This is a genomic window from Paenibacillus sp. MMO-58 (genome assembly GCF_037146255.1).
Classification (GTDB): domain Bacteria; phylum Bacillota; class Bacilli; order Paenibacillales; family Paenibacillaceae; genus Pristimantibacillus.
Map to the genome: position 1 here is coordinate 110,742 of NZ_JBBCVY010000008.1, position 19,211 is coordinate 129,952.

Annotated in this window: 22 protein-coding genes; 10 read left to right on the forward strand and 12 right to left on the reverse strand. The window is 38.9% G+C overall.

Annotated elements, in window-relative coordinates:
- Window positions 1-12: 12 nt before the first annotated feature.
- From WFJ73_RS22455 to WFJ73_RS22465, 3 genes are read right to left on the reverse strand one after another with little or no spacing between them, the layout of a single operon-like run.
- Window positions 13-408 carry a DsrE/DsrF/DrsH-like family protein gene (locus tag WFJ73_RS22455; RefSeq protein ID WP_336775189.1) on the reverse strand — a complete coding sequence of 132 codons (396 nt, stop codon included), beginning with the start codon at window positions 406-408 and terminating at the stop codon, window positions 13-15.
- Window positions 409-420: 12 nt separating this feature from the next.
- Window positions 421-996 carry a sulfurtransferase TusA family protein gene (locus tag WFJ73_RS22460; protein WP_336775190.1) on the reverse strand — a complete coding sequence of 192 codons (576 nt, stop codon included), beginning with the start codon at window positions 994-996 and terminating at the stop codon, window positions 421-423.
- 14 nt (window positions 997-1,010) lie between these two features.
- A complete protein-coding gene (locus tag WFJ73_RS22465) occupies window positions 1,011-1,331 on the reverse strand; it encodes a rhodanese-like domain-containing protein (protein WP_336775191.1) in 321 nt (106 codons plus the stop codon).
- A 210-nt stretch (window positions 1,332-1,541) separates the two neighbouring features.
- On the opposite strand from WFJ73_RS22465, the gene WFJ73_RS22470 reads away from it, so the two are divergent.
- The 3 genes from WFJ73_RS22470 (at window position 1,542) to WFJ73_RS22480 (ending at window position 4,500) form a co-directional block, all read left to right on the forward strand.
- Window positions 1,542-1,919, forward strand: coding sequence for an ArsR/SmtB family transcription factor (locus tag WFJ73_RS22470; protein ID WP_336775192.1), 378 nt, complete (start codon window positions 1,542-1,544; stop codon window positions 1,917-1,919).
- The gene (locus tag WFJ73_RS22475; protein WP_336775193.1) at window positions 1,912-4,035 is read left to right on the forward strand and encodes a heavy metal translocating P-type ATPase; all 2,124 of its coding nucleotides are present in this window, start codon (window positions 1,912-1,914) and stop codon (window positions 4,033-4,035) included. The genes WFJ73_RS22470 and WFJ73_RS22475 overlap by 8 nt, the downstream gene beginning before the upstream one ends.
- Before the next feature lie 150 nt (window positions 4,036-4,185).
- Window positions 4,186-4,500 (forward strand): ArsR/SmtB family transcription factor, encoded by a 315-nt coding sequence (locus tag WFJ73_RS22480; RefSeq protein WP_336775194.1) that lies wholly within the window; start codon window positions 4,186-4,188, stop codon window positions 4,498-4,500.
- A gap of 690 nt (window positions 4,501-5,190) precedes the next feature.
- On the opposite strand, the gene WFJ73_RS22485 is transcribed toward WFJ73_RS22480, so the two are convergent.
- From WFJ73_RS22485 to WFJ73_RS22500, 4 genes are all read right to left on the reverse strand, one after another.
- On the reverse strand, window positions 5,191-5,742 hold the full coding sequence (locus WFJ73_RS22485) for a PspA/IM30 family protein (RefSeq protein ID WP_336775195.1): 552 nt from the start codon (window positions 5,740-5,742) through the stop codon (window positions 5,191-5,193).
- A 177-nt stretch (window positions 5,743-5,919) separates the two neighbouring features.
- Window positions 5,920-6,867: a hypothetical protein gene (locus WFJ73_RS22490; protein WP_336775196.1), complete on the reverse strand. Its 948-nt coding sequence runs from the start codon at window positions 6,865-6,867 to the stop codon at window positions 5,920-5,922.
- Between the two features lie 192 nt (window positions 6,868-7,059).
- The gene (locus tag WFJ73_RS22495) at window positions 7,060-9,228 is read right to left on the reverse strand and encodes a heavy metal translocating P-type ATPase (RefSeq protein WP_336775197.1); all 2,169 of its coding nucleotides are present in this window, start codon (window positions 9,226-9,228) and stop codon (window positions 7,060-7,062) included.
- Between the two features lie 124 nt (window positions 9,229-9,352).
- Window positions 9,353-10,489 carry a copper resistance D family protein gene (locus WFJ73_RS22500; RefSeq protein WP_336775198.1) on the reverse strand — a complete coding sequence of 379 codons (1,137 nt, stop codon included), beginning with the start codon at window positions 10,487-10,489 and terminating at the stop codon, window positions 9,353-9,355.
- A 144-nt stretch (window positions 10,490-10,633) separates the two neighbouring features.
- On the opposite strand from WFJ73_RS22500, the gene WFJ73_RS22505 reads away from it, so the two are divergent.
- From WFJ73_RS22505 to WFJ73_RS22525, 5 genes are all read left to right on the forward strand, one after another.
- Window positions 10,634-11,215 (forward strand): copper resistance CopC family protein, encoded by a 582-nt coding sequence (locus WFJ73_RS22505; RefSeq protein ID WP_336775199.1) that lies wholly within the window; start codon window positions 10,634-10,636, stop codon window positions 11,213-11,215.
- A 150-nt stretch (window positions 11,216-11,365) separates the two neighbouring features.
- Entirely contained in the window at window positions 11,366-12,763 is a 1,398-nt protein-coding gene (locus WFJ73_RS22510) for a M23 family metallopeptidase (RefSeq protein WP_336775200.1), read from the forward strand.
- A 223-nt stretch (window positions 12,764-12,986) separates the two neighbouring features.
- Window positions 12,987-14,072 (forward strand): copper resistance D family protein, encoded by a 1,086-nt coding sequence (locus WFJ73_RS22515; protein WP_336775201.1) that lies wholly within the window; start codon window positions 12,987-12,989, stop codon window positions 14,070-14,072.
- A gap of 68 nt (window positions 14,073-14,140) precedes the next feature.
- Window positions 14,141-14,509: an ArsR/SmtB family transcription factor gene (locus WFJ73_RS22520; RefSeq protein WP_336775202.1), complete on the forward strand. Its 369-nt coding sequence runs from the start codon at window positions 14,141-14,143 to the stop codon at window positions 14,507-14,509.
- Window positions 14,510-14,630: 121 nt separating this feature from the next.
- Window positions 14,631-15,011, forward strand: coding sequence for a hypothetical protein (locus WFJ73_RS22525; protein WP_336775203.1), 381 nt, complete (start codon window positions 14,631-14,633; stop codon window positions 15,009-15,011).
- Window positions 15,012-15,059: 48 nt separating this feature from the next.
- Here WFJ73_RS22525 and WFJ73_RS22530 read toward each other — a convergent pair whose 3' ends face one another.
- Both WFJ73_RS22530 and WFJ73_RS22535 read right to left on the reverse strand, forming a co-directional pair.
- Entirely contained in the window at window positions 15,060-15,974 is a 915-nt protein-coding gene (locus WFJ73_RS22530) for a cation diffusion facilitator family transporter (RefSeq protein WP_336775204.1), read from the reverse strand.
- 101 nt (window positions 15,975-16,075) lie between these two features.
- Complete coding sequence (locus tag WFJ73_RS22535; protein ID WP_336775205.1) at window positions 16,076-16,240, reverse strand: hypothetical protein; 165 nt, start codon at window positions 16,238-16,240, stop codon at window positions 16,076-16,078.
- Between the two features lie 129 nt (window positions 16,241-16,369).
- Here WFJ73_RS22535 and lspA point away from each other — a divergent pair, with 129 nt between their 5' ends.
- Together lspA and WFJ73_RS22545 are read left to right on the forward strand one after the other, a co-directional pair.
- Window positions 16,370-16,816, forward strand: a complete 447-nt coding sequence (lspA, locus tag WFJ73_RS22540; RefSeq protein ID WP_336775206.1) for a signal peptidase II — start codon at window positions 16,370-16,372, stop codon at window positions 16,814-16,816.
- Between the two features lie 426 nt (window positions 16,817-17,242).
- Window positions 17,243-17,674, forward strand: a complete 432-nt coding sequence (locus tag WFJ73_RS22545; RefSeq protein WP_336775207.1) for a hypothetical protein — start codon at window positions 17,243-17,245, stop codon at window positions 17,672-17,674.
- Between the two features lie 159 nt (window positions 17,675-17,833).
- Here WFJ73_RS22545 and WFJ73_RS22550 read toward each other — a convergent pair whose 3' ends face one another.
- The 3 genes from WFJ73_RS22550 to arsC are packed head-to-tail and all read right to left on the reverse strand — an operon-like array spanning window position 17,834 to window position 19,191.
- Window positions 17,834-18,265 (reverse strand): protein-tyrosine phosphatase family protein, encoded by a 432-nt coding sequence (locus WFJ73_RS22550; protein ID WP_336775208.1) that lies wholly within the window; start codon window positions 18,263-18,265, stop codon window positions 17,834-17,836.
- Window positions 18,266-18,288: 23 nt separating this feature from the next.
- The gene (locus WFJ73_RS22555; RefSeq protein WP_336775209.1) at window positions 18,289-18,765 is read right to left on the reverse strand and encodes an ArsI/CadI family heavy metal resistance metalloenzyme; all 477 of its coding nucleotides are present in this window, start codon (window positions 18,763-18,765) and stop codon (window positions 18,289-18,291) included.
- Window positions 18,766-19,191 (reverse strand): arsenate reductase (thioredoxin), encoded by a 426-nt coding sequence (gene arsC, locus WFJ73_RS22560; RefSeq protein WP_336775210.1) that lies wholly within the window; start codon window positions 19,189-19,191, stop codon window positions 18,766-18,768.
- Window positions 19,192-19,211 lie beyond the last annotated feature (20 nt).

Genomic DNA, 19,211 nt, shown 5'->3' on the forward strand with positions numbered 1-19,211 from the left:
ATACCTCCTTCCTTAAAACGATAACGAAATTTGTGCATCTTTTGCAAAATCCAAGAACGTGACTGCTCCACCAACTTCAATTCCGTCAATAAAATCTTCTTTCTTCAAATTCATGACATCCATCGTCATTTGACATGCAATGATTTTTACACCCATCTCCTGAGCCATTCCGACCAATTCAGGGATCGATGGGACGTTTGCGTTCTTAAACCCTTCAATAAAATGCTCCTTTCCCGGTGGCAATGGAAGCTGATGTTGGGCTTGCTTATGAATGAGATTTAAGCCTTCAAAGGTGAAGAAAATGGCAACCTCAGCTTCTGTAGCTGCGGATGCAGTTGCAATGTTAAATACCTTATATGCGTCAAACATACCGCCGTTACTTGCAATAATGGCAACTTTAGTGGACATAAAATTCACTCCTCAATTTATTTTTTCTGTTGGACCTGTCCAGCCCGACATACCAGGCAAAACGTTAGTTACTTGCTTAAATCCTTTTGCTGTTAGCAATTGGCATGCCATATCGCTACGACTTCCAGTACGACAAATCACATGAATATCATCATTCTCATTCAGCTGATGCACACGCTGTTCCAGTTCGCCAAGCGGAATGGACTTTGCACCATGCAAATGATTGAATGCGTACTCTGCCGGTTCACGAACGTCCAGAATGGTTAGGTTGTCTTTATTTTCGATTTTCTTTTGTAACTCCTCATTCGTAATGCTGTGAGGATGTTTCATTTCTTCTTTCACTTCATTGGCGTTAGCTTTTCGTACAAAATGTTTTAGCACTTCGTCTTCATGAACGGTTCCTAAATATTGATGCCCTGTATTTCTAGCCCAACCCTGAATATCAGCCAAAGAACCTTTATCCGTGGCCTGTACTTCAATGACTTGACCTGCTAGAAGTTCATCAATTGCTTTTTTAGTTTTTACAATGGGCATCGGACAAGCAAGACCTTTACAATCCAGTGTTTTATCCGCTTGAATTATTGTCATTCGAATACCTCCGATTAGTTTTTCTCAACTGATCCATTCCATTCCAACATGCCACCAGTCATATTTTTTACATTAGTGTACCCAATGGAAACAAGGTGATCACAAGCTTTTGCGCTTCTTTTTCCGCTTCTGCAAATGCAGATGACTTCTTCATTGGGATTAATTTCATTTGCTCGTTGAGCGAATTCACTTAGGGGAATCAATTTCGTTCCATGAATCCTACCAGCAGCATATTCATCGGGTTCACGAACATCAATGAATTGTGTTTGTGAATTCTTATTTAACTTCTCTTGAACTTCTTGAGGTGTAATGTCTTGCCATAGTTGTGTATTCAAAGTTGTTCCTCCTCATCAATTACACATACATGTATGGGTATTACCTATACCTCTATGGGTATTATATCGACGCAATATTTATTCGTCAATGCCAAATTTGGGTATACTAAAAACGCACTTTTCACTGAACAATCAAATCGTCGTTTGAATATTAATGTATTGTGGGTTATATTATAATCAAATGAAGATTTGATTATTGAAGAGGTGATCATGTTGAGTGAGAAGATAAAAGATACCTGCGACGTTTTTTGCTTTGATGAGCAAAAGGTTAGGCGATTGCAGCAAACGCTACAGAAACAAAATATTGAGGGCATGTTTAAAATGTTTAAACTACTGGGCGATGAAACTCGGATGAAAATTGCATTTGTTCTATGTGAGGAAGAAGAATTATGCGTATGTGATGTGGCCAATATTATTGGTTCCTCCATGGCAACAGCTTCTCATCACTTACGAACATTAAAGCAGCTTGAATTAGCAAAACACCGTAAAGAAGGTAAGATGATGTTTTACTCCTTGGTAGATGATCATATCCGCCAATTGATTCAATTAGCAGCGACACATAGTAAGGAGATGATTACAAATGGATAAAGAAACAGCTGAAAAAAATATATATCGCGTACAAGGGTTTACCTGTGCAAACTGTGCGGCGACATTCGAAAAGAATGTTAAAAACTTAGATGGAGTAGAAGATGCCCATGTCAACTTTGGTGCTTCAAAATTAACGGTGCATGGAAAAACATCAATTGAAGATTTAGAAAAAGCGGGAGCATTTGAAAATCTAAAATTAACTCATGAAAAAGATAAAGTAGTTGTTTCGAAACAACCGTTCTGGAATGAACACTGGAATGTTCTCGTTTCTGTTTTACTATTAGCAGTAGGTTTTATATGGAGTAAAAATGTAAATGATTCTGAGTTAATAAGTTCTATCCTATACGCTGGATCTATAATTATTGGTGGTTATAACTTATTTATAAAAGGGTTAAAGAATCTTTTACGGCTTCAGTTTGATATGAATACGCTGATGACTATCGCCATTATTGGTGCAGCAGCCATAGGTGAATGGGGCGAAGGCGCAACAGTTGTTATTTTGTTCGCAATTAGTGAAGCTTTAGAGCGTTATTCCATGGAAAGAGCGCGTCAGTCTATCCGTTCCCTCATGGACATTGCGCCCAAAGAAGCGCTAATAAGGCGTGGTTCAACAGAACTGATGGTGAATGTGGATGATATTCAAATTGACGATATTATGATTGTAAAACCCGGTCAAAAGTTAGCCATGGATGGTGTTGTCATCAAGGGAACCTCCACGATCAATCAAGCTGCAATCACTGGTGAATCTGTACCTATGATTAAAAACATGAACGATGAAGTGTTCGCTGGAACCTTGAATGAAGAAGGCTTACTTGAAGTGAAAGTGACAAAACGAGTTGAGGATACAACGATATCCAAAATCATTCATCTGGTTGAAGAAGCACAAGCGGAACGTGCGCCTTCACAAGCTTTTGTAGATAAATTCGCAAAGTATTATACACCGGCGATTATGATTATTGCATTGGGAACAGTACTTATCCCTCCACTATTCTTTAATGGAGAGTGGGAAAAATGGATTTATGAAGGATTAGCCTTACTTGTCGTAGGTTGTCCGTGTGCTTTGGTTATATCTACACCTATCTCCATCGTTACAGCAATTGGGAATGCAGCTAAAAATGGTGTTCTCATTAAGGGCGGAATTCATTTAGAGGAAGCTGGCAGATTAACAGCAATTGCCTTTGACAAAACAGGAACATTGACTAAAGGTTCTCCAGAAGTGACGGACATAATTGCAGTCCGGGATGAAGATGCGGATGAGCTACTTGGCATTGCTGCAGTTATTGAAAAAGGATCTCAACATCCTTTGGCATCAGCCATCGTACGTAAAGCCGAACAGCAACACGTTAGTATGGAGCATGTGATTAATGAATTTCAATCCATTACGGGCAAAGGTGTAAAAGCGAAAGTAAATGGTGAGTTGTATTATATCGGAAGTCCAAAGATGTTTTCTGAACTACAAGTCACTAATCTAACACTGGAACTTTCGAGCTCAATAGAAAAACTTCAAACCGATGGAAAGACCGTCATAGTTCTTGGCAATGAGCATCAGATTTTAGCTCTAATTGCAGTCGCAGATGAAATCCGTCATTCGAGTAAGAATGTCATCCAAAAACTCCATGAGATTGGGATCAAAAAAACCATTATGCTTACAGGGGATAATCAGGCAACAGCTGAGTCCATAAGTAAGCAAGTAGGCGTTGCTGAAGTTAAAGCTGAACTGATGCCTGAAGATAAGCTCAATTACATCAAACAGCTTCGACAAGAGTATGGAAATGTAGCGATGGTGGGTGATGGTGTAAATGATGCTCCTGCGCTTGCCGCCGCAACAGTTGGAATAGCCATGGGTGGCGCAGGGACGGATACAGCTCTTGAAACGGCTGATGTGGCGCTTATGGCAGACGATTTAAATAAGTTACCATACACGATCAGTCTTAGCCGTAAAACACTTTCAATTATTAAACAAAACATCACGTTCTCGCTCGCGATTAAGTTAGTGGCATTGGTATTAATTGTTCCAGGATGGTTGACTCTCTGGATTGCCATCTTTGCAGATATGGGAGCAACATTAATTGTGACTTTGAACAGCTTAAGATTATTGCGTGTGCAAAATAAATAATCTTTTTTCTAGATTAAACCAGCAATATTAGTGATAAATTGAATCTTGTCAGGTAAGACACAATAAGGAATGAATAAAGTTCAAACTGAAAAATGAAGGTTATTATTATATAATTGAGATTTCGAGAAAGGACGATATATACTAAAAATCATGGAACCCATTGATGTTTTTAAGGCATTATCGAATGAGACCCGTCTTAATATTTTAAAGTGGTTAAAGGAGCCAGAGAAGCATTTCCCAAAACAAGGGGCGCACATCCCGAAGGAGGAGAATTTTGAAGGTGGAGTGTGTGTTGGTGACATTCAAGAAAAGGCTAAAACTTCTCAATCTACGGTTTCCCATAATTTAAACATGATGCAGAAAGCCGGTCTCTTAGAATCTATCCGTTATGGTCAGTGGACGTATTACAGGCGGAATGAAGATTTTATTCACCAATTAGCTGAATATATCGAAGCAGAAATCTGATAGTGATGATTTCTGTTTTTAGACAGACAAAGCCGCATAAAACTGCGGCTTTTTTATTTATTGTATAGAAGTTCTTGTCGTTTGCTCAAGACAAGAACTTCTATACAAAGCCGTATTAGGACAAGAACTTCTATACAATCCCGAGAAACAAAACCACACTAGTTTTTATGCTAACGGAGTTTAATGCAACAAAAACAATCCAATAACGTCATAACTTTTGTGGCGGCTATAGTCAAGAAATTCACTAAAACATGTCTGTAAAGCTTCAAGCACAAATGGAAGGAGGGAAATGTTATGAGCAAAAGAATTTCTTTAATATTCCTTGTATTGATAGCACTTCTAAGTGGATGTCAACGCCAATCTAAAGCTGAAGTTGTTAAATTTCAGAAGAACAAGCCAAGCTCATAGTAGAGCAATATCATGAGAAGAATGATAATTACAGCATTTTTGGAGCAATCAAAATCACTTCGATAAAACACATTGATAATGAATACGAAGTGAAATGGGAAAGAAAAAGTAATTGTGAAAACGGGACAGATTATGTAAATGACAAAGATGGGACTTTGGGAAACAGTATGGTCTCTATCTGCTAGTCCATTTTAATCAAATGAACTAACATGAGACGATAGCTCAATAACAATACGGCAACTGATCTGAGAATCCGTTGCCGTATGTATTTAAATAAAGACATTATTTCGGTCGCGATTGCATTAACTCTGCCTTCGCTTCGGCTAGAAAAGTTTCCTCTTTCACTCTTTCCAAAGCAGAAGAGGATAACATCTCATTCAACGCTGTATTCATTTGTATCTGTGAATCCGAAGCATTAATACGAAACATAAATTGTTGCCGCATTTCTTTAGCGGTTTGTAGTTTGTTTTCTAGTTGAGCTAAAGTATCTTTCAATTGCTCTGTGGTTTGTTGTAGTTTCTCCACCTCAGGCTCTAACTTAGCTAAGATAGATTCTTGTGAATGTGTTTGCACCAGCCAATGCTTAGCCATATCGGCATTTCCTAGTCTAGCTTCTTGATCGGCTTTTTCCCGGTACATCGCCGAATTGACTAAATACAGATTCATTTTTCCTTTTTGAAGCAACCATTCCGATTCCGATCGGTTTACGGAAACGGCTAGTTCGCGCAGTTTTTCTGAGTAAGATTCGATAAAAGCACTCAACACTTGCATAGGATGATCTTCCTGAGGGGTATTCGCTCTGAACAGATCTCTCATGCGGTCAAAAAGCCCCATCGGCTGACCTCCTTCTAACTCTCTAATTAATCTTCACAATATTTCCGATCCACACCTGTCTGGAAAGAAGCTGCCGTAATAAACCTACCAGGCGCTCCATCATCACCATATTCGTATACAAAAACATGACCTCGAGGAAGTATTCTGCCAAGTACATTAACCGAATTACTGGTGACCTTATACACATCCAGAAGGGAAGGGGCAGCAATACCAATAGCCATCTTCTCTAATGAGACTTTGTTTCAAAAGGTCTTCAACTGTAGTTTCATACTCACGTTCAATCGGTGTTATTTTACAAGAACCCCAATGTTCTTCCAGGTCTTCAACCGCTTGTGCATATTCGCCAGACTTAATAATATCATTCCTTGCTTCAGACGAAGTCACTTTCCAAATGTCTGATGATTCCAGTTTGCAACGAGGGCTAGCAAAGGATCCTTTTGATGTGTTCAGGTTTTGACGCTTAATTAAGTCAGGTGCTTCTAGTCCCTGTACAACAAGCAAGTAATCTGAAAGTGCCATCCAATACTGCTTCTCGGCATCTTCATGGCTCTCTGCAGATACTTTACGACCATTCGAGATGTTTCCGACGATCGCATCACCGGCTTGTTTGCGCGTTTTAGCCGATTCGTACAATAAAATAACTTCTTTAAACGTCTCACCTTGATTTCGGATCGATTCAACGGTTTGTGCGGTCATCTCATCCATCTGTTCCGCAGAACGTCTCAAACCTGCCAGGTGTTCGACAGGGCAGGGGGAAGGACCTTCCTCTTGCTGCCCAAGATGAATTGGTAATTGGATGGCTGCAGTGTTTGCAAATGCAGCTTCTTGCCTTGTAGCGACCATCAAGTCGGGGATTTTGCCATACCAAATATCAGCTTGATTGTGCGTGATAACCGGTACTGCTTTTGATTCGCTTAGGAATGCGTCTCCCAATAGAGCATCTGCCATGGTTTGCATGCTTCTAGTAGCCTGTAGGAAAGCACGAGCTCGAGGCATATCGCATTGGGCGAGCTCCACATGCAAGCCATATACCTGTTCTCCAAGACGTTTATAGCTTTCAAGATGCTCCGGAGGACAAATTTTTTGTCCTGTAATACTCTCACGAATCCAATCAAAAAGTCCCAATATAGCACCTCCATGTAATTACATGCTTTTGTAATTCGATTTATCAAAAACAACCTTACCATATTATACGTGTTGAAAATGACGTTAGTTTCTGTCTGTCATTATTATACAGGAAGTATATTCCAATAGTATTCATAAGGTCTCCGATAATAATAAAACAGCCCTAATAATTAAATTAGGGCTGTTGCTATGCTAAATCTTTTCTTTTCTACCCTCAATTAAAATGGTTAAGCTTACAAGGGTTACGAATATTGTGGCTCCCATGTCTGAGAGAATGGCGATCCATAATGTCAGCCATCCTGGGATGGTTAGTAATAAGGCAATGATTTTCAAACCAAGAGCGACTATAATGTTGAACCGAATAACACGATTGACTCGCTTAGCCACTGAAACAGCTGTCGGCAATTTGCCTAAGTGATCCTGCATCAGTACAATATCAGCAGTCTCAATTGCGCTGTCTGTTCCTTTGCCCATTGCAATACCCAATTGAGCTGAAGCAAGAGCAGGGGCATCGTTAATGCCATCCCCGATCATGGCTACAATTCCTTTAGAAGACAGCTCCTTGATATGGTTGACTTTATCTTCAGGCAGCAAACCTCCAAAGAACCTCGTAACGCCAACTGCAGAAGCTACTTTTTCCGCCGTTTTTTGATGGTCTCCAGTAAGCATTACGGTATCTTTAATCCCCAATTTGTGCAAGGAGGCAATGACCGTTTTACTTTCTTGACGGATTTCATCAGCAATTCCAAATATCCCGAGTACTTGATGTTCATCAGCTACTAAAACAAGCGTTAGACCATCATTTTTAAAGAGATCTATTTGCTTCTGAATAGGCTCAGGTATTGTAATGTGTTCAATGCTTTTTTCATTACCTAACCAATAGGACTCGCCATTTACTTTAGCTTTTATACCGCGGCCTGTAATGGTTTCAATTTCATCTGGGTCAGGCGCGGTGATGTTTCTTTCAGCCAATTCCTTCATAATCGCCTTCGCCAATGGGTGAGAAGAGGATTTTTCAATAGCACCGGCTACTGGCAAGAAACGTTCTTCATCATAAATCTCCAATTGGGCGACATGTGGTTCGCCCTTCGTTAGCGTGCCTGTTTTGTCAAAGGCAAGGGTATCTATTTTTCCAAGCTGCTCTAGGAAAACACCACCCTTAACGAGAATACCGTTTTTCGCGTTTCGAGTAATACCGGATACAATGGCAATTGGCGAAGATAGAATCAGCGCACATGGGCACCCAACGATTAAGACCGATAATCCCTGGTAAAGCCAAGTAGTCCAGTTTCCTTGGAAGAGCAGGGGGGGAACCACAGTCACCAACGCTGCAATAATCATAATGAGCGGGGTATAGTATTTGGCAAATTTATTGATAAACAGTTCTGTAGGTGTTTTTGTTTCCTGTGCTTCTTGAACGAGATGAAGAATCTTTGCTAAAGAAGAATCATTATAAGCCTTTTCAATTTTTACAATCAGAAGCCCTTCATTGTTGATACTGCCGCCAAACACAGGTTCGCCAGCTTCTTTCTCAAGTGGCAGGGATTCACCAGTAATGGCCGCCTCGTTGACGGAGCTTTTTCCTTCTAATACAACACCATCAGACGGAATTTTTTCACCTGGTTTAATTTTTACAAGATCTCCGACTTGTAAGGAGGAGATTGGCACAATATTTTCTTGACCATTTTCCAGCTTTACTGCTTCTTTAGGTGCTACTTGCAGCAATACTTCCATGGATCGTCGAGCTTTTTCCATCCCGTAGCCTTCAAGAAGCTCATTCAACCCAAATAATATAGCAACTAACGTAGCTTCTTTCCATTCACCAATCGCAACAGCACCAATTAATGCAATGGTCATCAGTGTATCGATATTAAACTTAAGCTTTGTCAGGTTCTTTAAACCGCGGATGAAAGTTGTATATCCACTAATAACAGTTGCAGCTAAATAAAGAATAATAACGGACCAATTGGCCAGCACACCATCTAAAAAGATTGCTGCGATGTAAATAACACCGGAGGTAATAAGTAGCTTTAACATTTTGTTTCCATCGCCATGCTCGTGGTCATGATCACCATGGCCGTGATCATGATCTTCATGTTTGTGATCACCATGGCTATGATCATGACCTCCATGCTGGTGATCGTGAGTATTTAATTGCTTATTAAGTTGTTCCGAGATGTAAGCTCCGTCTGACTTTAAGATACGATTAACATCAGGCAAGGATACTTCAGGGCTAACTTTTAATTTACCTGAGTTATAACTAAGAGTCGTGTCTTCTCCATGCTCCAGCTGCTTAATTTCATCCTCGATTCTTTGCGCACAACCTGCGCAGGACAGCCCTTTTATGCGATATTCATTCATTTGAACTTCCTTCTTTCGATATATGAATATTTGCTCATATATTATGTCATTGGGGTGAAATTGTCAAACCTATTTTGCCCAAAAGAAGAAAATCACTTCCAAAGCATCATCCAATTATTTGCCTTTACTTTACGGATTGAAGAAGGCCTAAAAAAGGAAATAACACAGCAATCAGACTAAAAATAATGAACAGACCCATTTTGTTTTTTCTGTAAGCAGCAAACAAGAGCACGAGTGAAAGGAACCCCATAATAAAACAACCAACTCCAAGCATATTCCATACCCACTGAAGGGATAAATCATTCAAATTAGTATGCAGCAACTTGAATAAAGAGGAGGGCACTGGCTCTTCCGATTCCGTTTCGTGAGGTGGTTCTTGCACCCCCATGAAAGCTGTCGTCATAAGAATAAACAAAGCTATTAGGCTTTCCAGTTTTAGCCATGATGTTAGTCCACGTTCATTCTGTCCGTTTGCGTACACTTTGGTTAGAAAACCATTCATGAATGCTAATAAGATCAGTGGAATAAACAGCAGATGCTTTAATAACAATGCTTCCCCATAATTAATTCCCCAAGAATTTATGTAACCAACTTCTATGATTATGGACATCATCACTATCCCGGCAGTAACAATAAGCAACATGCAAACTATCGACATTGGTGTATACCAACGGGTAAACACTATCCAATTCCAGTTGCCTTTTCTAAACCATGCAACAAGAATAAGGATGCCGAGCCAAACGGATACAGCGCCAACATGAGTAGTTTGAGTTATAAGCCCCCAATTCTTAGAAAGAGTCGCCGGGTGACTTGCCCATCCATGAATTAAAACCATGAGGATCCAAATGCCCAATGAAATCCATTTCGAAGACTTATGTTTTAAACCATTAAAGGAAATAACCATAAATAAAGCGCTACCGAAAATAAAATTCAAAATCCATGCCTGACCAAAGGAGTAATCGTTTAAAACAATCAGAAGGACTTCCAAAAATGACATTTGTGGCGCGAAATCCATTAAAATAATGGAAGTTCTCACAATTGATGCAAGTGAAAACAACGGAATTCCTATAGCAGCCAACTGAATTAATCGAAAGGGCACCTGAATTTCAGGTTTTAATTCTTTTGGGATAAATTCGAGTACAAGATAACCAGCGATGAGAGCAAACGATAGATAAAGAAGAGTTTCAAATACATAAATGTACAAATTATCAACTCCAAAATAGGGGATAGGCTTACTGGGATCTATCTTATCATGAAACAAACAGTATGCTCATTTATTGTTTGTGCAACAAATGAATATATGCTCATATAAGTGTCATGAATTTGTGATAAGTAACTGAATAATAAATTAAGACATTTGCTATAATGAACTCGCATTTAAAATAATGGAGGGGCTGCATTTAAAATGAGTCGATCAAAAGTTTTAGTCTTTTTAGCACTGATTATGTTGTTTGTATTTCCACAGTTATCTTACGCACACACTAAAATGGAATCATCAATACCGGAATCAAATGCTACGGTACAAGAATCTCTGAGTGAAATTACGATGCAATTTAATACTGATGTTGCATCCCTTAGTACTTTAAAGCTGCTTAATGGCAAGGGCGAAGAAATAAAAGGAATTGAGATTCAAATTAATGATAAACAAATGAAAGGAGTATTGAATGAACCTTTGCCTAATGATACTTATACGGTGAAGTGGAAGATTGTTGGAGGGGATGGGCATCCCATCGAGGGAGATTATAGTTTTTTAGTCGATGTCACTGTTCAATCAACACCACAACCGACTACTGAAACAATACCTGAGGCAACAGTAACTCCTAGTCCAAGTCCGACAATCGAGCCTTTAGAAAGTACGAATCCTTCTAACGATTCTGCATCAGCAACTAAAGAGGATAACTCCACACAAGGTATTTTCTGGATTGTAATTGGTGTCGTTCTTATAGCTTTAATCGTACTCTTGGCGAAGTTCAAGAAGAAATCATAAGCCTAGTAAAGCATCCTCTTATGCAGGATGCTTTTTTATGGACCTAGTTGCAAAAAATTAAATTTCTCCCATACTTTCACACAATCATTGATGAATACTTGTTCATATGTTAATTTTTTTAATGGTGGACTGCATTATAAGGAGGTAAGAATGATAAGGATTAGATCACTAGGTAAAAAACTGAAACTGATTTTAATAGTATCATTTTTGGCGGCATGCACATGTCTAATACTTGGTATGCAGTCCAGAACGGTTTACCAAGTTGAATATGGTGGAGAAGAATTGGGAGTTGTCTCTGATCTAAGGTTACTTGATGAGTGGGGTAAAGAACAAACAGCCATCGTCCAAGCCGAATTTAAGGATGTAGAGCTCAAAACAAATCAAGAGGACTTTACGATTAATCCAGTAATACGTATATTTACGAAAACTCAAGACGAAAAGGTAAAGACTAATTTCTATCAGCGGTTTGTAGTAGAAGGTTTAGGCTATACCATAGAAGTGAATGGGCAAGTTATAGGTACAGTCCAGAGTAAAAATACGGCTGACAGTATCCTTCAAAAAATAAAGAACAATTACTTAGTGCAAAATCAATATGAAGTTACGACTCTTTCATTAAAAAATGAACAAAAACAAGATAACCCCATGACAATTAAATCAGTCCAATTTATCGAGGAAGTTAAAGTATCAACAGTCAATGAGGATCCGACTTTATTTTCTAAACCAGAGGAAATTCTGAAGAAGTTAAAAGGTGAGGATATTAAACGAGTTACTTATACCGTTAAAGAAGGTGATTGTGTTTCATGTATTGCAAAGGATCACAATATATCACAAGAGGTTATTTATTCTAATAATCCATGGATCCAGGATGATTTTATTTCGATAGGTGACAAATTAGATTTAACTGTTAGAAAACCTAAATTATCCGTAAAAACAACGGAAGAGTACTCCGAAGAGCTGCTCGTACCACGAGGAGTAAAAGTTGTTTACGATAACAGTATGAGAGTAGGAAGTTCCAAAGTTATAAATCAGGGAAAGCCGGGTAAAAAGACAATCACATACTTGCAAACCAAAATTAATGGTGAACTAGTAGATGAAAAGGTTATTAAAACAGAGATCCAGCAAAAAGCAGTACAAAAAATGGTTTTGCAAGGCTCTAAAGTAGTTGATGGTGTAGGGACAGGGATATTCGACTGGCCAATTAAAGATCCAACAATAACAAGTCAGTTTGGTAAGCGCTGGGGAAGATTCCATGCTGGCACTGATAGCGTGTCATCAGATCGAACGATTTCCGCTGCCGATAATGGTAAGGTCATTTACGCAGGATATAAATCTGATTATGGCAACCATGTCATTATTGATCATCAAAACGGATATAAGACGTTGTATGCTCACATGAGTAAAATCAGCCTTAAAAAAGGTCAATTGGTTGAAAAGGACGATAAAGTAGGCATCATGGGAACAACAGGTCGATCTACCGGCGTACATCTTCATTTCGAAATCCGATCTAAGAATGAAAAGATCAATCCATTAACGTTTCTAAATGAGTGACAAACTTCTGAACGATCTACCAAACCAATTGATGAATACATGCTCATATGATATTTTAAACATAATACTCAATATTATGAGAGGTGACATTACGTTTGATTCGGGCATCTATTTACTTTGCAATCGTTGCTATCGCAGCAATTGTTCTGGGTTTCAACATTTACAAGTCGGTTAAGTCCTCAACAGTTGCTGCAAGTCAATCCAAAAGTGATGAAAATAAACAATGATCATATTAACGGGTCTGGCAGAATCTTTGCTATATTGTATCTTCGCACTTATTATGGGCAATTTGGTACTCATAGCGATACCACAAGCTTTTAAACCAGAAATAGTGATACCTCGAAGAGTATTTACGATAATCCCATTACTAATACCAATCTTAGGGTTTGTCCCGATATTACGTATTGTTTTCTTCTTTTATCGTGATTTTGGCTTTGGGGTTACATTAGAAAGCGTGCTATTTACCTTTACTGAAGGCAAAGCGTATCTGTTAATAGCCATACTTTCAGTCCTTCTCTCCTTGCTTTTTAATTGGGTAGATCTGAAGGTTAACAAGAAAGCTTATATTGCAGCTTGTTGCTTTTTAATCATTATGATCATTACTTCGGGATGGGCCAGTCATTCTGCAGCTCTCTTCGGATGGCCAGGTTTTTTAGGCAATTCATTTCATTTTTTATCATCAATTATTTGGTCCGGTATTTTATTAATTGTCAGCTGGTTCTCCCGCACTGCAGATTGGGAAAAGTTTATTAAATGGTTCACTCCAACAGCAATTTTTTGTTTTCTCGGAATCTTTGCAAGCGGATTGGCCATCATGCAGGGGATTGCACCTGAATATATGAACAGCTGGATGCTTTCATATGGTCAGGCTTTACTGCTAAAGCATTTAACTATTGTGCCTTTGATGGTTTTTGCTTTTATAAATGGCTTCCTTTATAGAAGGAAACTGCGATTAAATCACAAATGGAATCCTAAGCCATGGCTGCGAGTTGAGTCACTTCTCCTGCTAATACTGTTTACTATTACCGGTTTTATGGGGCAACAAGCAACACCACATGATGTATCCGTTACAATAAGGGAGTCTGGAGTATCTACATGGTTTCAGGCATTCCAGTCAAATGTGGTAGGCGGAACTAGTAACATTATATTGCAGGGGAATGTACTCAGCTATTCTCTGGCTCTATGTGCCATTATCTTTATAAGTATGATCCTGTATTCAGCTCGAAGAGTACATGCTTGGAAACATGCATTCCTTTATTCAATTTGTTTTATCATAGCTGCTTATCTTGCTCTAATGACCGCCGCATAGTTAACTTGCATCTTCTATGTATGTTATAATAATCTTCACGTTAACTGACAAATAAATGTGAGGTAATTATGACTGAAAAAATAATAGTTGATGCATGCGATGATACTTGCAATGGAACAGCGGTAGACATTGCTCAGATACGAGAGAAACTCATACATGAAACTGCTGCAACGGATCTAGCTGACCTTTTTAAAGCATTAGGTGACCCTACACGTGTTAGAATCATCCATACCTTATTACAGACGGAATTATGTGTACATGATTTGTGTGAGGTATTGGAAATGGGGCAGTCAGCGATATCTCATCAATTGCGCTCTTTACGTAATATGCGGATTGTGAAGCGCCGTAAAGTGGGGAAGACTGTTTTCTACTCTCTTGATGATGAACATGTTGAGCAAATTTTTGTACAGACTTTGCAGCATTTAAAACACGATTGATGACAAAGAGTGCCGGCCAATTATTGCGGCACTCTTTATTTTGTCTAAGTTGATGCAAAATCAATTTTCAGTGCAACCAACATATGAATACATGATAATGTATTTAGTGAAAGGAGAAGAGATGAGAAACGTATCCGCTCTTAAGATGATTATGATTTTACTTTTAGGTTTAGTTATTTCAGGTTGTTCTATTGTAGGGAAAGATAAATTATTCGATATTAATATTTCTGTTCAGGAAACTACAAGCTCGAGCGATAAGGTTCGCGTCGCATTAGCTATTGATGAGTCTGTTGTTAGTGAAGAATCTTGGGTATTGTTTGAAATTCGAAATCCGGAAAGCAAAGGTTCCGCCTGGTTACAAACTAAGTATGAAGGGAAGGGGATTTTTACTACAGAAACGGATCAATTAAAAGGGAATTATAAATTAATTGGACATTTTTACGCTAGTGGTGGAATCCATTATTCCAGGGTTTATAAACCGGAGAATGAGCCTGCAATATAACACTCAGATGCAGTCTTTCTATAATAGACTGCATCTAGTTATTCTATATTAAATGGTTCCTTCAGGTGCTTGCGGGCATCGATAGGAGGGCGATTCAAATTGAATAGTAATATGGTTGATATTAAAGTTTTCATGCAATGCTTCTCTATACAGCTTTAATCGATCATCTTGATTTTTATTTTCTTGAAATACTAAATGAACCGTTAAGGCGATTTCTGTTGTGCTTATTCCCCAAATGTGTAGATCATGAACACTAAGGACATCGGGCATCTTTTCAAAGTAAGTTTTGACTTGAAAATAATCGACTCCTTTAGGCACGGCATCAAGGGACATGTTTAAAGACTCCTTTAGCAGTCCCCAGGTGCTTAGGAAAATCACAGCGGCAATTACTAAACTGACTGTAGGATCAAGCCATTGCCAATCTGTATACAAAATAATAACGCCAGCAATGACAACTCCAAGAGATACGCCGGCATCGGCTGCCATATGTAAGAAGGCACCGCGAATATTAATATCGCCTTTGCTTCCACTGAGAAACATCACGGCGGTTAACGCATTAATTACTATTCCAACTGCTGCTACCCAAATAACCGTATTACCTTCTATTGAAGATGGCTCTGCAAAACGACGAATTGCTTCCCAAGCTATTGCTCCAAGTGCAATGAGTAAAAATATCGCATTAAATAAAGCCGCTAAGATTGAAGAACGTCTGAAGCCATAGGTGCGGTTCGAGGTTGGGCTTTTCTTAGCAAGCATGCTAGCGATCCAAGCAAGCACTAGGGCTAAAACATCACTGAGATTATGACCCGCGTCAGCTATAAGGGACAGCGAATTGCTTATGAACCCATATGTTGCTTCAGTGGCAACAAAAAGCATATTCAACACTATTCCGATTAAAAAGGCTTTGTTATAGTTTGCAACTCCATGATTATGACTGCCTTGGTGATCGTGTGAGTGCCCCATTGCAAGTACCTCCTGAGAAATGGGCATAAGTTTTAAGATGACCCCTGTTAACAGGAGTCATCTTTCATTAGTCAACTTTCAATTAAAGAATACAGTTTTGGTTAGATATTCGATTCATGTTTCCAAGTAGTTGCTTTTCCAGTCTTAGGACAGTTAGGGAACGTTTGACCAGCCTGCAGTACAACATGGCCGCCATCATTATCAATGTAATGCCCAGCTTCAGTTACTTTTTCACCGCTTCTATGGCGATGTCCTGCATTTCCCATATTGTTTCAGCCTCCTTGAATATCATGTTCTTGCTAACATAATATTTTCATTTCACACCAACATCATTCATAAGGAGTTATTACGGAGAGAGGTACATTTTTATAAAATATAGATAGGGGTGAGCAAAGTTGATTTATTACTTATTATTTGCAATGGTCATGCTTGTATTTGACCAAATCAGTAAATGGTTCGTAACCATATATTTAAAACTAGGGGAGACGATACCACTCTGGCCTAATGTCTTTCATATTACTTCTGTTCGTAATCGCGGCGCTTCATTTAACATTTTCGAAGGGCAGAAATGGTTCCTCATTGTACTTGCATTAATCATTAGTGCAGTCATTGTTGTATATATGAGGAAACAGACTTCTAATAAGTTAACTGGGATTGGACTAGCCCTTGTATTGAGCGGTACATTGGGAAATATGGTGGACCGTATCTTTAGATCAGAGGTTATTGATATGCTGGATTTCAGACTCATTAATTTCCCGGTCTTTAACGGAGCAGATATCTTCATTACTATTGGGGTATTTTTATTTATTTTATCGAATTTAAAAGAAGTAAGGATTTCTTGAAAAAGCTCATATAAAAAGCTGATCTAAAGCAAAGAATACGGATTAGCTTTTTTCTTTTTACTTAAATAGAGTTCCTGTGACTAGCCGATTCGATTCAGCTAGAAAATGATTATTTTGATTTGTACATTCCAACAGTTGGTGTGTGGAAGGGGAAATTACAGCACTCTTATCGGAATCAAAACAATAGCTCGAGAACGGCAGCCATATGGCTGCCGTTTCATTTCAAACGCTTATAATCAGTGAGAACGGACTTAAGGCCTTTGAAGATGACTCTCAAGAGGCAGAACTTCCCTGTTGTATGAACAATTACTGAACTAATTATGCTTTGCCTGTTTTGGATTAATAAATTCAACTACACTTGTTACTATGCAGGTTACTTAATTATAAAAATAGATGCATTTTAATTTTATTTAGGAGGTGAACATTGTGTTATTAACGATATTTAGCATGGCTATGGTTATACTTTTCTCAGGTTACATTGTTTTTAATACCTATAAGCGAAAAGAGAAACTTACGGGTATGGCTGGCATGATGATTGCTATGACCGTTGGTATGATGTCTAGTCTTGCTCTTGGTGTTCAATTAGGCATTGTATTTCAGCGCGATTTAACTATCTCATCCATTATAGCTGTTTTATTTGGCTTGGGAGCTGGATACTTCACAGGAAAGCCTGTCAGTATAATGGCATCTTTGGATGGTATGCTGGCAGGAATTATGGGTGGAATGATGGGCGCGATGCTAGGAGTAATGCTAGGAGTCTCCTATACAATGTTGTTGTTTATTAACCTAATATTTATTTTTATAATGAGTGTTGCTCTACAATTGGTGAATCAAAAAGCTGGTAATACCCAAGCATAAGAAAGTAAGACAGCTTCGTTACTTTAAATGACTTGAAACCTAGAGCATACAAATTGACGGAACGGCTACTGCCACTTTAGAAATTAAAAAACCTCTCCGACGGGAGAGGTTTTTATTTTTAAGAGAAAGGAAATGTCCCGTTGGAACATTTCCTTTTCATTATCCAAATATCTTTTCCAAAGCTTCTTTCTGTATTGGCTTAACATCAATAATCGAGCGGATTTGTTTTGCCTTCAAGATAGCATCATCTACGTTATCGGCGAGTCCTAACTCCAAAAGGGTACCAGCTGCCACCGTACCGGTCCGTCCTTTACCGCCACCGCAATGGAAAGCAACTTTCTTACCATTGCGATAAGCGTTTACTACCTCGTTTATAGCTTGCTTGAACGCAACATCTTGGCTTTCTGGTGAATTATCACCAAGCGAGATAGGGATATACTGTGCCTTAGATTCTGCATATGCACATCCATCTGCCTCTCCGCGCAAGTCAACGATCACATCGATATTTTCGTTTTTCTCCATTGCTTCTACGTCTGCAGCTCCACCCATAAAGATTTTCTCTTCATGAAGAGAGTGATAATTCTTTTCCATGTAGTACACACTCCGATGCAGCATTATTTTTTCTTGAAACTTGTAAATGACACCGAAACCGGTGCAGCAGGAGGAGCGCAGCATAGTGAGATATCTCGTGCCTCACCAGCTGATTCGAATTCAGAATCCTCTTTCGTATAGAAGATCTCCCATGCGTTTCCATCCGGATCATAAACCCATACTTTATCCTGCACAGCATAACAACAAGTTGTATTCATTTCATCAATCAAGAGCAATCCGGATTCACGAAGTCGTTCTCCCATCGACAGTACTTCTTCAGTATCATTAACCTGGAAGCCTAGATGGTTTAAAACACCATTTTTCTCGAATGGTCGAACATTCAAAGAGAAGTGTAAGGCAGGATTATCAAGCTCAAACTTGGCGTAATTATCTTTGATCTTCGTCGGCTCGGCTCCGAAGAAACTCCGATAGAAGGCAAGGGACTTCTCCAGATTGGAACAGTTGACAGCCACGTGCATTCTTTTTACCGAAGTAGACATTTACTCACCATCTCTCACAAATTGTTCGATACGTGCTTTAATGGAGTCTCTAACAGTGCGGAATTGTTCCATGATTTCTTCTTCTGTACCTGTCGCTTTGGCAGGGTCATCAAAGCCCCAGTGCCATTTGATGACGTTAGGATTCATAATAACAGGACAATGTTCATCAGCGTGTCCGCAAAGTGTGATCACATAAGTAGCACGATTCAAGATCTCTGGATTAATAACATCAGAGCTATTACCGCTAATATCCACCCCAGCCTCTTTCATTACTTGAACCGCTCTAGGATTCAATCCATGAGCTTCAAGCCCAGCGCTTTTTACTTCAAATTTTTCTCCACCAATAGCATTCAAAAAACCATCAGCGATTTGGCTGCGGCAGGAATTACCAGTACATAGGAAATAAACGAGTGGTTTGTTAGACATATTAAAATCTCCTTTGAAAT

What these genes read in the sequence shown, in the direction of transcription:
- WFJ73_RS22485 (WP_336775195.1), bottom strand. Translation starts at nt 5,742, where the DNA reads ATGGGGCTTTTTGACCGCATGAGAGATCTGTTCAGAGCGAATACCCCT.
- WFJ73_RS22470 (WP_336775192.1), top strand. Translation starts at nt 1,542, where the DNA reads ATGTTGAGTGAGAAGATAAAAGATACCTGCGACGTTTTTTGCTTTGAT.
- WFJ73_RS22550 (WP_336775208.1), bottom strand. Translation starts at nt 18,265, where the DNA reads ATGGAAAAGAATTATCACTCTCTTCATGAAGAGAAAATCTTTATGGGT.
- WFJ73_RS22505 (WP_336775199.1), top strand. Translation starts at nt 10,634, where the DNA reads ATGAGTCGATCAAAAGTTTTAGTCTTTTTAGCACTGATTATGTTGTTT.
- WFJ73_RS22460 (WP_336775190.1), bottom strand. Translation starts at nt 996, where the DNA reads ATGACAATAATTCAAGCGGATAAAACACTGGATTGTAAAGGTCTTGCT.
- WFJ73_RS22555 (WP_336775209.1), bottom strand. Translation starts at nt 18,765, where the DNA reads ATGTCTACTTCGGTAAAAAGAATGCACGTGGCTGTCAACTGTTCCAAT.
- WFJ73_RS22455 (WP_336775189.1), bottom strand. Translation starts at nt 408, where the DNA reads ATGTCCACTAAAGTTGCCATTATTGCAAGTAACGGCGGTATGTTTGAC.
- WFJ73_RS22525 (WP_336775203.1), top strand. Translation starts at nt 14,631, where the DNA reads ATGAGAAACGTATCCGCTCTTAAGATGATTATGATTTTACTTTTAGGT.
- arsC (WP_336775210.1), bottom strand. Translation starts at nt 19,191, where the DNA reads ATGTCTAACAAACCACTCGTTTATTTCCTATGTACTGGTAATTCCTGC.
- WFJ73_RS22530 (WP_336775204.1), bottom strand. Translation starts at nt 15,974, where the DNA reads ATGGGGCACTCACACGATCACCAAGGCAGTCATAATCATGGAGTTGCA.
- WFJ73_RS22495 (WP_336775197.1), bottom strand. Translation starts at nt 9,228, where the DNA reads ATGAATGAATATCGCATAAAAGGGCTGTCCTGCGCAGGTTGTGCGCAA.
- WFJ73_RS22475 (WP_336775193.1), top strand. Translation starts at nt 1,912, where the DNA reads ATGGATAAAGAAACAGCTGAAAAAAATATATATCGCGTACAAGGGTTT.
- WFJ73_RS22520 (WP_336775202.1), top strand. Translation starts at nt 14,141, where the DNA reads ATGACTGAAAAAATAATAGTTGATGCATGCGATGATACTTGCAATGGA.
- WFJ73_RS22480 (WP_336775194.1), top strand. Translation starts at nt 4,186, where the DNA reads ATGGAACCCATTGATGTTTTTAAGGCATTATCGAATGAGACCCGTCTT.
- WFJ73_RS22510 (WP_336775200.1), top strand. Translation starts at nt 11,366, where the DNA reads ATGATAAGGATTAGATCACTAGGTAAAAAACTGAAACTGATTTTAATA.
- WFJ73_RS22535 (WP_336775205.1), bottom strand. Translation starts at nt 16,240, where the DNA reads ATGGGAAATGCAGGACATCGCCATAGAAGCGGTGAAAAAGTAACTGAA.
- WFJ73_RS22515 (WP_336775201.1), top strand. Translation starts at nt 12,987, where the DNA reads ATGATCATATTAACGGGTCTGGCAGAATCTTTGCTATATTGTATCTTC.